The following is a 14,288-nucleotide window of genomic DNA, read 5'->3' on the forward strand; positions in this document are numbered from 1 at the left end:
AGCGGGAGGGGAGTAATAGGGGCAGCCCCTCCCGCAAGCGGGAGGGGAGCCTTAGCGGCAGCGCCTCCGGTAAGGGGCAGGGGCGGCAAGCACGATCTCACCTCCGGCCCGATCGGGCGGACGCTGCTCGCCTTCGCGCTGCCCACGCTCGGCGCGAACATCCTCCAGTCGCTCAACGGGTCGATCAACACGATCTGGGTCGGGCGCTTTCTGGGTGAGGGCGCGGTGGCGGCGACTGCCAATGCCAACACGATCATGTTCCTGATGTTTGCTGGCATCTTCGGCTTCGGCATGGCGGCGACAATCCTGATCGGCCAGAGTATCGGCCGCCGCGACATTGAGGGGGCGCGGCGTGCGTTCGGCGCGTCGATCGGGTTGGTAATGGGCGCGGCGGTGGTGATCGCGGTGCTCGGCTGGATCTTCACGCCCGAAATCCTGAAGGTGCTCGCCACCCCGCCCAGCGTGATGCCGCTGGCGCTCGAGTATCTGCGCGTCATCTTCCTCGGGCTCCCCGCGACGCTGCTGCTGGTGCTGCTCGGCATGGCGCTGCGCGGCGTCGGCGATTCGATCACGCCCTTGTGGTTCACGGTGCTGAGTGTCGTGCTCGACAGCGGGCTCAACCCTGTTTTCATCCGCGGCTGGTTCGGCATGCCGGCCATGGGCATCGCCGGGTCCGCCACCGCGACGCTCATCTCCGCGCATGTCGCAGCATTTGGGCTGCTCGCTTTTATCTATCTGCGTGATTTGCCGATCCGGCTGCGCGGGCATGAACTGACCTGGTTGATCCCGTCCCCCGCCTTGATCCGCACGATCATCGGCAAGGGCCTGCCAATGGGCGCGCAGATGCTGGTCGTGTCCTTCGCCGCGCTGACGATGACCGGCCTCGTCAACCGCTACGGCGTCGACACCAGCGCGGCCTACGGCGTGTCGATGCAATTATGGGGTTATATCCAGATGCCCGCGCTCGCCGTCGGTGCGGCGGTCAGCAGCATGGTCGCGCAGAATATCGGGGCGGGGCTGTGGGATCGGGTCGATCGCATTACCCGGTCGGGCCTGCTGTTCAGCGCCTTGCTCACCTCGACCATGGTGGCTGCGGTGATCCTGTTCGATCGCCCGGTGATGGCGGTGTTCCTCGGCGGCGACAGCCCGGCCTTGCCGATCGCGCGCCATATCCAGGTGCTGGCGAGCTGGAACTTCATCGTCTTCGGCATGACGATGGTGCTGTTCTCGGCGGTGCGCGCGAACGGCGCGGTATGGGCACCTTTGGTGATGCTGATCATCGCCATGTACCCGGTGCGGCTCGGCTTCGCGCTTGCCTTCAAGGGCAGCCTCGGCGCGGATTCCTTGTGGTGGAGCTTCCCGCTCGGCTCGGTCGCGACCTTGCTGATGTCGTCGGTCTATTATCGCTACGGCGGCTGGCGCAAACAGCGGCTGGTGGTCCCCGCCAGCACCGCTGCTGCCCCGACGCAAGCTGCTGCCGCCGAACCCGTCGGCGGGCAACATCCGGTCGGCTGATCACCGACTCGCTTGCGCATGCGTGCGGGCGGTTCCAGAAAGCAGGGCATGACCGCACACTATCCCGCCCTCCGCCTTCGCCGTACCCGCGCCAGCGCGTGGAGCCGTCGGCTCTATGCCGAAACCGTGCTCACCCCGGCCGATCTGATCTGGCCGCTGTTCATTGCCGAAGGGCAGGGCGTGGAAGAGCCGATCGCCTCGCTGCCCGGCGTGTCGCGCTGGTCGGTCGATGGCATCGTCGCGCGCGGTCGTGAGGCGCGCAATCTCGGTATTCCGTGTCTCGCGCTGTTCCCCAATACGCCAGGGCATTTGCGCACCGATGACGGGCGCGAGGCGCTCAACCCCGACAACCTCATGTGCCGCGCGATCCGTGCGCTGAAGGATGCCGTGCCCGAAATCGGGGTGCTGACCGACGTCGCGCTCGATCCCTATACCACCCACGGCCATGACGGTTTGGTCGATGAAGCCGGCTATGTCGTCAACGACATCACCTCGGAGGCGTTGGTCGCCCAAGCGCTCAACCAGGCCGAAGCCGGATCGGACATCATCGCGCCTTCCGACATGATGGACGGTCGCATCGGCGCGATCCGCGACGCGCTGGAGCAAGGCGGGCACCACAATGTCCAGATCATGTCCTATGCCGCGAAATACGCCAGCGCGTTCTACGGCCCGTTCCGCGATGCGGTTGGCAGTCGCGGGCTGCTGAAGGGCGACAAGAAGACCTATCAGATGGATTCGGCCAATGCCGAGGAAGCGCTGCGCGAAGTCGCGCTCGATCTCGCCGAGGGTGCCGACAGCGTCATGGTCAAGCCCGGCTTGCCCTATCTCGACATCGTCGCACGGGTGAAATCGGCGTTCGAAGTGCCGGTGTTCGCGTACCAGGTCAGTGGCGAATATGCGATGATCGAGGCGGCGGTTGCAGCGGGTGCCGCCGAACGCGATCCGATGGTGCTGGAAACGTTGATGGCGTTCAAGCGCGCGGGCTGTTCGGGCGTGCTCACCTATCATGCGGCGCTGGCGGCGCGGTTGCTCGGCGCGTGATAGAGACGATCGTCGAGAGCGAGCGGCTGCGGCTGCGCGTGCCCGGTGCCGCCGACCGCGCGACGCTGCACGGCTGGTTCGGCGACCGCCAAGTGATGGCCGATCTCGGTCCGGTGCGCGACGCCGCCGCATCCGATGCGGTGATCGCGCGGCATGAAGCCTATCGTGCCGATCGCCTCGGCTTCTGGATGGTCGAGCGCCGCGCCGATGGCGTGCCGGTCGGCTTTTGCGGTCTCAAGCCCAGCGATCCCGGCCGCCCGCTGGCCGGCGAGCTCGAAATCGGCTGGATGTTCGGCCCGGCGCATTGGGGGCAGGGCTATGCCGGGGAAGCGGCCCGCGCCGTGATCGACTGGGCCTGGGCCAACCGCACCGACCCGCGCATCGTCGCCGTCACCGCGCGCGTCAACGTCAAGAGCCAGCGGGTAATGGAGCGCATCGGCATGCGCGCCGCGCCAGAGCTCGATTATGAGCATCCAAGCTATCCCGAGGCGACCGGCTGCGCGACAGCGTCGTCTATGTGATCGACCGCCCCACCGCATGATCGAGACGCCGCGCCTGATCCTGCGCGGCTGGCGCGAAGCGGATGTCGCCCCGTTCCATGCGATGGGGCAGGACGAAGAGGTCATGCGCTATCTCGGCCCCCTCACGACGCTCGACCAAGCGCGCGCCGCCTATAAACGCTGCGTCGCGCGGCAGGCCGAAGCGGGCTGCTGCTTCTGGGCGATCGAACGCAAGAGCGACGCCGCCTTTCTCGGGTTTTGCGGCCTGCAGCAGGGATATGACTTTCTCGAAGGCGAGATCGAGATAGGCTGGCGCTTGCGCCGCGATACGTGGGGGCAGGGCTATGCGCGCGAGGCGGCCGAGGCGAGCCTGGCCTGGGGCTGGGGCCATCTGGATGCACCGCGCATCACCGCGATCACCGTCGCCGCCAACACGCGCAGTTGGGGCCTGATGGAGCGGCTCGGCCTCTCCCGCGTCGAAGGCGGCGATTTCGATCATCCCGCTGTCCCGGAGGGCAGCCCGCTCAAGCGCCACATTCTCTATCGCATCGATCGGCCTGCCTGATGTCCATACGCCTGGTTCGCCCGCTTTTCGTCGTCACGATCCTGGCCAGTTCGTTCCTGCTGTTTCTCGTGCAGCCGATGGTCGCGCGCATGGCGCTGCCGCGCCTCGGCGGCGCGCCTGCGGTGTGGAACTCGGCGATGCTGGTCTATCAGGCGTTGCTGCTCGGCGGGTATGCCTATGCGCATTGGCTGGGGCGGCTTGGGCCCCGCGCGCAAGGCATGATGCATCTCGCCGTGCTGCTGGTTGCCGGGCTGTGGTTGCCGATCGGCCTCAACGCGCTGCAGCCGGGACCGACCGCGCAACCGGCACTATGGGTGCCATGGTTGCTGTGTCTTTCGATCGGGCCGCTGTTTTTCGCAGTGTCGGCGCAGGCACCGCTGCTGCAGCGTTGGTTCAGCCTGTCGCGCGAGGGGGAGGATCCGTATGCGCTGTATGCCGCCTCCAATTTCGGCAGTTTTGCCGGGCTGATCGCCTATCCATTGGTGGTGGAGCCCGGCATGGCGCTTCTCGGCCAGCGCATCCTGTGGAGCAGCGGGTATATCCTGGTCGGCCTGCTGGTCGCTTTATGCGCGGCCATTTTGCCGAAAACCGCACCGGGTGCGGCAGCGCTGGCCAGTCCTGCCCCGCAATCTGCGCCACCCACCGGCCGTCGCGTCGCACACTGGATCGCGCTGGCATTCGTGCCGTCAGGGCTGATGCTGGCCACGTCTACCTACATCTCCACTGATATCGTCGCGATGCCGCTGCTGTGGGTGGTGCCGCTCGGCCTCTATCTGCTGAGCTTCACCGTCGCGTTCGCCACCGATCGCACGATGGCGGATATGCAGACGCGGGTCGCACCGGTCGCGATCCTGCTGTTTGGCGGCATTTTGGTGGCCGGTATGGGGGGCATGCCCTATCTCGGCGCGATCATGGCGCTGGCGCTGTTGTTTCTGGTGTCGGTGGCGCTCAACACCGCCTTGTACCGCATTCGACCCGAGCCGGACCGGCTGACCGGATTCTATTTGGCGATGGCGGTGGGCGGGGCGCTCGGTGGGGTGTTCGCCGCCTTGATCGCCCCGCTCGTGTTCGACTGGACCTATGAATATCCGATCCTGGTGCTCGCGGCCGGGCTATTGGTGCCCCAGCATGCCTTGCTGCGTCCGATCAGAAGATTGTGGGAGGGGAGCGCGCACCGCCGCCATATTCTCACCGGCGTGGTGGCGCTGGTCGTGCTGGGGCTGGTGGGTTTGATTCTGGCGGATGCGGGGCCGGGGCTTGGCGCGCTGCCGCAGGCCGCTTTGTTGGTGATCGTCGTGATCGGGCTGTTATCCATGGGCGCGCGGTGGGCGTTTGTGTCTGTACTGCTTGGCGTGTTGGTCGCGTTCGGCGGATACCGGGCGGTGATGATCTCATTGGAACCGCACGCGCGCACGCGGAGCTATTTCGGCGTTTATACCGTTCATAACGCGGCGACCCAGCGGCAATTGGCACACGGCACTACGGTCCACGGTGTCCAGTTGCTGGGTTCGCCCGCTCGCGAGCGGACCCCGACTGCCTATTATGTCGCAGCGTCGGGGGTTGGCCGCGCAATGCAGGTGCTGCCAATACTGTATGGCGCGCATGCGCGAGTCGGGATTGTCGGTTTGGGGTCGGGAACGCTCGCTTGCTATGCCGTGGCGGGGCAGGATTGGCGCTTTTACGAGATCGACCCGGCGGTGGTGCGGATCGCGCGCGATACCGGCCAGTTCACCTTTCTTTCGCGGTGTCTTCCGCACCCTGGTATCGTGTTGGGGGATGCACGGCTGAACCTTGCGGTTGCGCCCGCGGCGTCGCTTGACCTGTTGGCGCTCGACGCGTTTTTCGTCAGATGCGGTGCCGATGCACCTGATGACGCGGGAAGCATTCGCCAGTTATGCGCGCGTCCTCGCTCCACGCGGATTGTTGCTCGTCCACATTTCGAATCGCTTCCTCGATCTTGAACCCGTTGTCGCGGCGGCGGCGCAGGGCGGTGGGTGGTATAGCGCGCAGCTTTTCTATCATCCGCGCGCGATCAATCGCGATGCTGCGACGATGTCGCAATGGATTGCGCTGTCGCGAGACCCGGCGGTGATCCAATCTTTGAAGGCGCGCGATTCGGCCTGGGGACTGGTCAAGCCGCGTGCGGGCTTTGCGCCCTGGACGGATGACTATTCGACCATTTTACCGCTGTTGAAGGCGGGGCGTTAGGCGTCCGGCAGGCGCGCGGCGATCGCCGCGATTCGCGCGCTCTGCGCTTCGAACGCGGCTTGCGCGGCATTGTGCAGGCTGGCGATGGCGGGATAGTCGGGTTTGCCGTCGGCGGCGCGCGCGATCGCCAGCGAATCGATATCGGTCAGCATCGACGAGGTGGTCGCACGATAGTCGTCCAGCCCGGCCAAGGCGGTCTGCGCGGCAATCCAGCGTTCTCCCCCGACTCGGTCGCCCTGCGCCGCACTCGCGAGCCGCTCCGCGGTTTCGGCGGCCGGCGCAAAGGCCGCCGTGGTTTTGTCGAGCGTCTTGCGCAGGTCCGCCAACGCCAGGTCGGTCGCCGGGTCCGCCGCTACGACGGGAATGACGACATCCGGTTCCGCATCGCTGCGCGATTCGATCGCGCGGGGCAGCAGCGACGGGTAGCGGGTCGAGGTTTGCGCGGCACACCCCGCCAATGCCGGGGCGATTGTCAGGATAAACCCCAGCGCGAGGCGGGTGGGGCGGGCGGGCAGGGGGCGGAGCATCATCACGAATTGCTCTATGCCGATGAGAAAGGTCACGCAACGCACTTGCATCTCTCAAAAGACGCCGCTAACAGCGCGTCTCCACGCACCCATAGCTCAGCTGGATAGAGCATCAGACTACGAATCTGAGGGTCGGGCGTTCGAATCGCTCTGGGTGCACCATTCTTTCAAAAGTGTCTGATCGCAGGACGTTACCGGGGTTTCCGGCAACGCCGCGACAGGCACGGCGGCGGGCCGCAGCGACGGACGCCGCCGCTACGCCGTGTGCGCGTTCGCTTTTCAAAAGATCCTGCTAGGTTTTGCCCTTTCCCCGATGTCGGGGAAGGATAGGCGTCATTCGAGATAGGCGCGGCGCAAGCGGGCGAGGTCTGCGTCCGACAATCCCATTTCGTCGCGGAGCCAGCCGCGCGCGCGCCGCGATGCGAATCGAGCACCTTCAGGGCGGCCTCGATATAGCTGCGATCGGCGTTGAGCAGCGCCTGCATCACCGGTGACGGCATTTGGCCGATCGAACCGGCGGTCGCCTTGCTGTCCTTCGCCAGCAGCGTTCTGGCGTTGAGATAGCGGTTGGTAAGCAGATAGTCCTCGACCACGGTCGCGCGGGGCACGCCAAGCGCAGTCAGCAACAGCGCGGCGGCGACGCCGGTGCGGTCCTTGCCAGCCGAACAGTTGAAAGCGAGCGGGGCATGGCCCGCCAGCAATTCATCGAACATCCGGCGATATTGGTCGTGAAACTGCACCAGCATATGCGGATAGCTCGCCGCCATGGCCGCGCGGGCGGATTCGGCGGTCCAGTCTTTCATTGGTCCGGCCGGCATGAAGCCCGCCATGTCGAGTCTGTAATCGGCGCTCAGCACGTGCGGTGCGCCCGCTGCGGGCCAGTTGACCGGCTCGGAAGCGCGCTCGCGCGTGTCGCGGAAGTCGCACACGACACGAATGCCGCGCCGTTCGAGATAGGCATAATCGCTGTCGGTCAGTCCGTGCATCGAGCCGGAGCGGAACAGCAGGCCCCATTTGACGTGGCGACCATCGGCGGTGCGATAGCCGCCTAGATCGCGAAAGTTGCGTCCGCCCTGCAACGGCAGCAACCGCTCATGCGGTGCCGCCGTTGCGATCGGGGTATCGGCCCGGGCGGGCAGACCTGCCGCCCCGCTCGCCAACATTACCGCAGCCATTGCGGCAAAGGTAAGTCTCAGTCGAAACGGGGCGATCTTCATGGTCTGTCTCCGGGATCGGATCGTCTTAGAACTTGACCTGCACCTGCCCGCCGAAGGTCCGCGCTTCGTTAAAGAAGCCGTTGTAACCGCTGGTGAGGCTGAGCGCCCGGTAGAACACATGCTGTTCGTTGAACAAATTGCGCGCCCAGACCGAGACCGTCACGCGCGCGTCGCCCCGGCCCATGTCGATATCGGCGAGCGCGAGCGTGCCGTTGACGATGAACGCGCTGTCGCCCTTGGGCTGATACACATTGCCGGGGTTGCCCGCGCCCAGATAGAGGACGTCGTTTCCGTTGGCATAGAAGCCGCTGTCATAATTGCCGTCGAGATGCGCTCGGACCGTGGCACCCTGGAGCGGCACCTCATAGTCGATTGTGCCGCTTGCCCCATGTTTCGGCGTGTAGGTCTGGTAAATCGGGACCGGGGTGTTGTTGACCGTGCCGCCTGCGGTTGCCGGGAAGGGATTGGCGGTCGAGGGGATGCGGACATAGGTATAAGCGTAGGATGCGCCCAGCGTCAGATGCGGGACTGGGGTGAGCTTGAAATCCGCCTCGACGCCGTGGATGCCACCGGTGCCCGGTGCGTTGAGCGTTTCGGTGGTCGTGCGGTTGCTGCGCGTCAGCACACCGCCGACGATCGTCTCATACAGACCCGAGAAATCGACCTGCACGTTCTTATACGTCCCGGCATAGGCCGAAACGTTGAAGCGCGCGTGGCGGTTGAAGAACTCGGTCTTCAGGCCGGCTTCGAACACCGACACCGTTTCGGGATTGAAGGCGAGATATTGCAGCGAGCGCGAATTTGCACCGCCCGATTTATAACCCGTGCTCCATTTGCCATACACATGGATGTCGCGCGACACGTCGACGAGGACGTTGACCATCGGATCGACGCGCGACCAATGCGCATCGAGATAGCGGGTGCCGCTGACGCCGAAGACCACCGGGGTCGCCCCGTTCACTGTAAAGAGTTGCCCATGCTTGGCATCGCGCGTCCAGCGCAGGCCGCCGGTAACGTGGATCGCGTCGTCCAAGAGCGCGGGGGTGTAGGTCGCCTGACCGAAAGCACCGACGCTGGTGGTGGTGACATGGCTGGCGCGGTCGATGCGCTGCGAATCATAGGACTGCGGCAGGCTTGCCCAATTGACGACGTCGGTGCGGAAGTTTTTGCGGTAAGATGATGTAATTGGTGCAGGTCGTGTCGGTGCACTGATTGGTGAAGAAGGCCTGCGCGTTATCCTGAACCCGCTCCTGATAATAAAGCGCGCCAAAGACATATTTAAGGCGCGGCAGCTCGCCGATGGCCTGAAATTCCTGGCTGATCTGATTTTGGCGGAACTGGGCGAGGCTGTAGCGGGCGAATAGCAGTGGCACGGTCGCTCCGCTTGCGTCCTTGGACGTGAACACGCCCGTGCCGTTCGACAAGGTCGTTGCGGCCGATCCATTGTCATATTGGCTCTGCGTCAGCGAGCGATAGGAGGTGATCGACTTCAACGTCAGGGTATTTGAGGGCTTATACTCCAGCGTCAGCTCATGGCCGTGAACCTTGCCGACGCTCGGTTGTTCCGGCACGCCGACATTGGCGACGTCGGCGCGTGTCGCCTGAACGGTGCCGAGCGGTGCCTGCTTGTTGCTACCGGGAGCAAGCAACTGCAGATACAGCGACGTCGAGGCATCATAAGAGGTGTCGAACGCGTAATCGGCGCTGAAATCCGATGTCGGATTCCACAGCGCTTCCACGCGAACGCCGCGCTTGTCGTAAGCATTGAAGCCCGATGCACCCGTCAACGTGTTTTTCACCAGCGGATCGCGGTGGCTGACGACTCCATCGATCTTGAGCGCAATCCCAGCGACCGACGGCAAGTCGATATGTCCCTCGGCTTTGTAGCTGCCGAAATTGCCGGCCCCGGCGATCAGGTTTGCGTGAAACTCCCCGGTCGGCTTTTTGGTGGTGATGTTGATCGCGCCGCCTTCGGTATTGCGACCGAACAGCGTGCCTTGCGGGCCTTTCAGCACTTCCAGGCTGTCAATGTCGAACAGCGCGGTGCCGAGGCCCTGCGCACGGCCGAGATAGACGCCGTTGACGTACACACCGACACCCTGGTCGCGTGCGGGCTGGTTGCCGTCCGACAGCACACCGACACCGCGAATATTCACGATCAGCGCGGAGTTGCGCGAATAGAAAGGCGCAACCTTCAACGACGGGATCGAACCGTCCGTGAGATCGGCGAGCGAAACGACATGCCGGTTTGCAAGATCGGCTCCGCTCAGCACCGAAATCGAGATCGGAGTCCTTTGCGCGGTTTGCGGCCGCTTCTCAGCCGTGACCACGATGTCGCCAAGCTGGTCCCCTTCGCTGGCGGCGGCGGGCACGGTCGGCGCGGTCTCGGGTGCAGTGGCCGCATAGGCTGGCGACACGGCGATGATCGAGCAAAATGCGGTCGCCGCGAGCAGCCGAGCCGTTACAGTGTGGTGCTTGATGTTCATTGGATCCCCCGTTCTTAAGAACTGTCGGGGCTCCCGTGTGCGTGTTTCGTGTCGTGTGCGTTACGAATATCGTTCAAAAATGTTGCGATGCACAATTATGGAAAAATTCGCCCTTGGCCGTCAGGCGCTTGGCGGTGTCGTCGGTAAAATGACCGTGACGCGCAAGCCGCCCAGCGGAGAGTGCCCGGCCTCGATCCGCCCGTGATGGGCCTCGACGATGGCTTGGGCCGTGGCAAGGCCAAGACCCGAGGTGGTGACGGACTCTCCCGGCAATTTGGTGGTTCGATAGAAGGGCTCGAACAATTGCTGCGCCAGCCCGACGTCGACGCCCGGCGCACTGTCGTCGATGATCAGCCGCCAGGCATTGCGATGCCCCTCAAGCCCCAGAGCGATGCGTCCTCCCGCTGGCGTGTAGCGCAGGCTGCTTTCGATCAGCGCGGTGAACAATTGCTCGATCCGGGCACCGTCCCATTTCACCAGTACCGTCGTGGACGGCAATTGCCCGGGTTCTACCGACACCGATTGCGCCTTGGCGCGGCGGCTATTGGCCCACACCGCATTGTGGATCAGCGCGACCGGATCGACCGTCGCGAAGGTAACGGGCAGGCGACCGAGATCGGCCAACGCGACGGCGTGCAGATCCTCCGCCATTTCCTGCAAGCGTTGCACGCCTTCCGCCACCTCGGCGAAATCCCGCTGATTGTCCGGCATCTTGTGGTATAACGCGGCAACGTTTTCACCGAGCCGAAGAACGGGAACCCGTAATTCTTCGGACACCGCCACCAACCATGTCCGTCGTGCGGATTCGAGCCGGTCGAACCGCCGGGCGATGTGGCTGAGGTTGCGCATGGTCGCGCGCGTTTCGACCGGGCCGGTTTCGGAGAAATCGGTTTCGAAATCGCCATGCGCAATCGCGCGACTGGCGCGAAATAGCGCGCGTTGCGGGCGCGTCCAGCGCGCAGCGATACCCTGGCCGCAGCCAAGCAGGATCAGCAGCGTTGCGAACGCGGCCACCGCGATCCCCAGCAGTTGATCGCGGACGAAGGCGTAGCTTGCCTGGGTCTCCGCGCTTCCCGAGACAATCTTGAGGACGCCGAGCGTTTGCCCGGCCAGCGTCACCGGATGGGTGGCGCGGACACCGTCTGCATCCGGTGCTGCCCCTGCCAGGCGCTGACCCGTCACGGTATAGAGCGCGACGCGGTTCTTTAGCGGAGGGAGCGCGTCGCCGACCCCGGTGTTGTGATCTTCCAACTCCTGCGCGGCCGACAAGGCACCCGCCAGAGGCGTGCCCGCGCGAATCTGTGACGCGATCAGGGCGCTCAACGCGACGAGCGACTGGCGGTCCTGCGCTTCAAGATAAGCATGTTGTCCGCGCTGCAGATTGACGATCAGCGCGCTGCCCGGCAGCACGGCAACCAGCAACGCCTGACCTGCCAGCAGCAGGAACAGTCCCGAAAACAGCCGCACCGATGTATCTCCCCGAGCGGACGGGCGTCCGGTCAGGCGAGGTTTAATGCCGATTCACCATCGAAACAATTGGCCGTTTCGAGGGGGTTCATCCCGACGCGGGATTCTCCGCCGCGACCGCCGCCAACACCGGCCTCGCATATTCCGGGCGACAGATCAGCAAATCGGGCAGCAACGGATTTTGGCAATTGTAGCGTAGCGGCGATCCGTCGATGCGCGAGGCATGCAAGCCCGCCGCCTGGGCCACCGCGACGGGCGCGCAATTGTCCCATTCATATTGCCCGCCGGTGTGCAGGTAGATTTCGGCATCGCCTTGCACCACCGCCATCGCTTTTGCTCCTGCCGACCCCATCGGCACCAGATCCGCGCCGATCGCCGCGGCGACACGCAGCACCAGCGGATGCGCGCGCGTGCGGCTGACCACCATGCGCGGGCGCGCCGGAGCGGGCTGGGGAGAGGCGAAGGCATCGTCGGTGGCAAAGACGCGCTGTACGGCGGGCAGGGCCACGGCCCCCGTCACCGGAGCACCGTCGATGGCAAGCCCGATATGCACCGCCCAATCCGCGCGCCGTTCCCGAAATTCGCGCGTGCCGTCCAGCGGATCGACGATCCATACGCGCTGCGCGGCGCAGCGCGCGCCATCATCGCGTGCCTCTTCCGACAGGATAAAGTCATCGGGTCGTGCGGCGTGGAGCAGCCGCAGGATCAGCGCATTGGCCTCGGCATCCCCGCGATCGCCAAGCTCGGTATCGGCGCACGCCCCTGCTTTGCAGAGGCCAAGCAGCAGTTCGCCAGCGGCAAGCGCGACCGAGCGGGCGAGTTGGGCGTCGGTTTGCGCACTCAAAGGTCGGGACTCCACACGCCCATAATATGTCCGACGATCCGCTCGGCGGCGGCTTCGGGGCTCTCGCGCAACGTGTCGATGCGGATGTCGGGGCGTTCGGGCGCTTCATAGGCGCTCGAAATCCCGGTGAAGTTGGCGATTTTGCCCGCGCGGCCTTGGCATAGAGGCCTTTCACGTCGCGTGCCTCCGCCTCGGCCAGCGGCGTATCGACGAAGATCTCGACGAATTCCTCGGGCAGCATCGCCCGTACCATCTCGCGTTCGGCGCGGAAGGGCGAGATGAAGGCGGTCAGTACGATCAGCCCCGCATCGGTCATCAGCTTGGCGACTTCCCCGACGCGCCGGATATTCTCGATCCGGTCGGCGTCGGTGAAGCCCAGATCCTTGTTGAGACCGTGGCGCACATTGTCGCCATCGAGCAGGAAGCTGTGGCGGCCGAGCGCGTACAGTTTCTTTTCCACCAGATTGGCGATCGTCGACTTGCCCGATCCCGACAGGCCGGTGAACCACAGCAGGCGCGGCGTCTGGCCTTTTTGCGCGGCGTGCGCGGCGCGGGTGATGTCGACCGCTTGCCAGTGCACGTTTTGCGCGCGGCGCAGCGCGAAGTGGAGCATTCCCGCAGCTACGGTGGCGTTTGTCGCGCGGTCGATCAGGATGAAGCCGCCAAGATCGGCACCTTCGGTGAACGGTTCGAACACCAGATCGCGATCGGTATAGACTTCGGCCACGCCGATATCGTTGAGGGCGAGCGTCCTGACCGACAATTCGGCCAGCGTGTTGACGTCGATCGCGTGGCGCGGCTCCTGCACCGTCGCGCTGACCGTCTGGGTGCCGAGCTTCAGCCAATAGCTGCGCCCGGGCAATAACGGCGTCTCCGCCATCCATACGATCGTCGCCTGGAATTGGTCAGCGACCTGGGGCGGATTGTCGGCAGTGGCGATGACATCGCCGCGCGAACAATCGACTTCGTCGGCCAGTGTCAGCGTGACCGATTGCCCCGCCACCGCTTCGGGCAAATCGCCGTCCATCGTCACGATGCGCGCGATATGGCTGATGCGGCCCGAGGGCAGGATGCGCACGGCATCCCCAGGCTTTACGCGACCGCTCGCGATCAGACCCGAAAAACCACGAAAATCGAGGTCGGGCCGGTTGACCCATTGTACCGGCATGCGGAACGGTCGCGCCTGTGCGACATCGGTTTCGACATCGATCCTCTCGAGATGCTCGATCAACGACGGGCCGGCATACCAGGGCATCGCGTCCGATCGGCTGGCGATATTGTCGCCGACAAAGCCCGAAATCGGGATCGCAGTAAAATCGGTGATACCGATCGCGGTGGCAAAGGCGCGGTAATCGGCGACGATCGTGTCGAACACCCTTTGATCATAGCCGACCAGATCCATTTTGTTCACCGCCAGCACCACGTGGCGCAGGCGCAGCAGGTGCACGAGGAAGCTGTGGCGGCGCGTCTGGGTGAGCACGCCCTTGCGCGCATCGATCAGGATCACTGCGGCATCGGCGGTCGAGGCACCCGTGACCATGTTGCGGGTATATTGTTCGTGGCCCGGCGTATCGGCGACGATGAATTTGCGTTTTTCGGTGGCGAAAAAGCGGTAGGCGACGTCGATCGTGATGCCCTGTTCGCGCTCGGCGGCGAGCCCGTCGACCAGCAAGGCGAAGTCGATATTCTGACCCTGCGTGCCGACACGCTTGCTGTCGGCCTCCAGCGCGGAAAGCTGGTCTGCGAAAATTGCGCGCGAATCGTAGAGCAAGCGGCCGATCAGGGTCGACTTGCCGTCATCGACCGACCCGCAGGTGATGAAGCGCAGTAGCGACTTGCGCTGATGCTGGAGGAGATAGGCGGTGATGTCCGAGGCGATGAGGGCGTCTGGCAAATACTCCCTCTCCCCTCCGGGGAG

11 protein-coding genes, 1 tRNA gene and 2 pseudogenes are annotated in these 14,288 nt (G+C 64.7%); 6 read left to right on the forward strand and 8 right to left on the reverse strand.

Going from position 1 to position 14,288, the window contains the following annotated elements:
- The first annotated feature begins 123 nt into the window (after positions 1-123).
- The 5 genes and pseudogenes from NW75_RS18025 to NW75_RS18045 all read left to right on the forward strand — a co-directional run bounded on the left by NW75_RS18025 (position 124) and on the right by NW75_RS18045 (position 5,829).
- Positions 124-1,515: an MATE family efflux transporter gene (locus tag NW75_RS18025; RefSeq protein WP_033966590.1), complete on the forward strand. Its 1,392-nt coding sequence runs from the start codon at positions 124-126 to the stop codon at positions 1,513-1,515.
- A 48-nt stretch (positions 1,516-1,563) separates the two neighbouring features.
- Positions 1,564-2,556, forward strand: a complete 993-nt coding sequence (gene hemB, locus NW75_RS18030; protein ID WP_033966591.1) for a porphobilinogen synthase — start codon at positions 1,564-1,566, stop codon at positions 2,554-2,556.
- Complete coding sequence (locus NW75_RS18035; RefSeq protein ID WP_231565295.1) at positions 2,553-3,077, forward strand: GNAT family N-acetyltransferase; 525 nt, start codon at positions 2,553-2,555, stop codon at positions 3,075-3,077. Before hemB ends, NW75_RS18035 begins: the two co-directional genes overlap by 4 nt.
- Before the next feature lie 16 nt (positions 3,078-3,093).
- Positions 3,094-3,621 (forward strand): GNAT family N-acetyltransferase, encoded by a 528-nt coding sequence (locus NW75_RS18040; protein ID WP_033966593.1) that lies wholly within the window; start codon positions 3,094-3,096, stop codon positions 3,619-3,621.
- Positions 3,621-5,829 (forward strand): annotated as a pseudogene (locus NW75_RS18045) (spermidine synthase). The gene NW75_RS18040 and the pseudogene NW75_RS18045 overlap by 1 nt, the downstream one beginning before the upstream one ends.
- Here the strand turns inward: NW75_RS18045 and NW75_RS18050 are convergent.
- Positions 5,826-6,392, reverse strand: coding sequence for a hypothetical protein (locus tag NW75_RS18050; RefSeq protein WP_197057876.1), 567 nt, complete (start codon positions 6,390-6,392; stop codon positions 5,826-5,828). The pseudogene NW75_RS18045 and the gene NW75_RS18050 sit on opposite strands and share 4 nt — an antisense overlap.
- 49 nt (positions 6,393-6,441) lie before the next feature.
- On the opposite strand from NW75_RS18050, the gene NW75_RS18055 reads away from it, so the two are divergent.
- Positions 6,442-6,518, forward strand: a tRNA-Arg gene (locus tag NW75_RS18055).
- 29 nt (positions 6,519-6,547) lie between these two features.
- Here the strand turns inward: NW75_RS18055 and NW75_RS18060 are convergent.
- The 7 genes and pseudogenes from NW75_RS18060 to cysN all read right to left on the reverse strand — a co-directional run.
- Entirely contained in the window at positions 6,548-7,573 is a 1,026-nt protein-coding gene (locus tag NW75_RS18060) for a tyrosine-protein phosphatase (protein WP_231565296.1), read from the reverse strand.
- A gap of 25 nt (positions 7,574-7,598) precedes the next feature.
- A complete protein-coding gene (locus tag NW75_RS26860) occupies positions 7,599-8,606 on the reverse strand; it encodes a hypothetical protein (protein ID WP_052192492.1) in 1,008 nt (335 codons plus the stop codon).
- A gap of 82 nt (positions 8,607-8,688) precedes the next feature.
- On the reverse strand, positions 8,689-10,059 hold the full coding sequence (locus NW75_RS26865) for a TonB-dependent receptor (protein ID WP_052192493.1): 1,371 nt from the start codon (positions 10,057-10,059) through the stop codon (positions 8,689-8,691).
- 120 nt (positions 10,060-10,179) lie between these two features.
- On the reverse strand, positions 10,180-11,526 hold the full coding sequence (locus tag NW75_RS18070) for an ATP-binding protein (protein WP_033966595.1): 1,347 nt from the start codon (positions 11,524-11,526) through the stop codon (positions 10,180-10,182).
- An 88-nt stretch (positions 11,527-11,614) separates the two neighbouring features.
- Positions 11,615-12,370 (reverse strand): 3'(2'),5'-bisphosphate nucleotidase CysQ, encoded by a 756-nt coding sequence (locus tag NW75_RS18075; RefSeq protein ID WP_033966597.1) that lies wholly within the window; start codon positions 12,368-12,370, stop codon positions 11,615-11,617.
- On the reverse strand, positions 12,367-12,597 hold the full coding sequence (locus tag NW75_RS28410; RefSeq protein ID WP_443024500.1) for an adenylyl-sulfate kinase: 231 nt from the start codon (positions 12,595-12,597) through the stop codon (positions 12,367-12,369). The genes NW75_RS18075 and NW75_RS28410 overlap by 4 nt, the downstream gene beginning before the upstream one ends.
- Positions 12,516-14,264: pseudogene (gene cysN / locus NW75_RS18080) on the reverse strand (sulfate adenylyltransferase subunit CysN); the annotation flags it as partial. The gene NW75_RS28410 and the pseudogene cysN, both read right to left, overlap by 82 nt.
- Positions 14,265-14,288: the final 24 nt, after the last annotated feature.

It is taken from the genome of Sphingomonas sp. Ant H11 (genome assembly GCF_000797515.1).
Lineage (GTDB): Bacteria > Pseudomonadota > Alphaproteobacteria > Sphingomonadales > Sphingomonadaceae > Sphingomonas.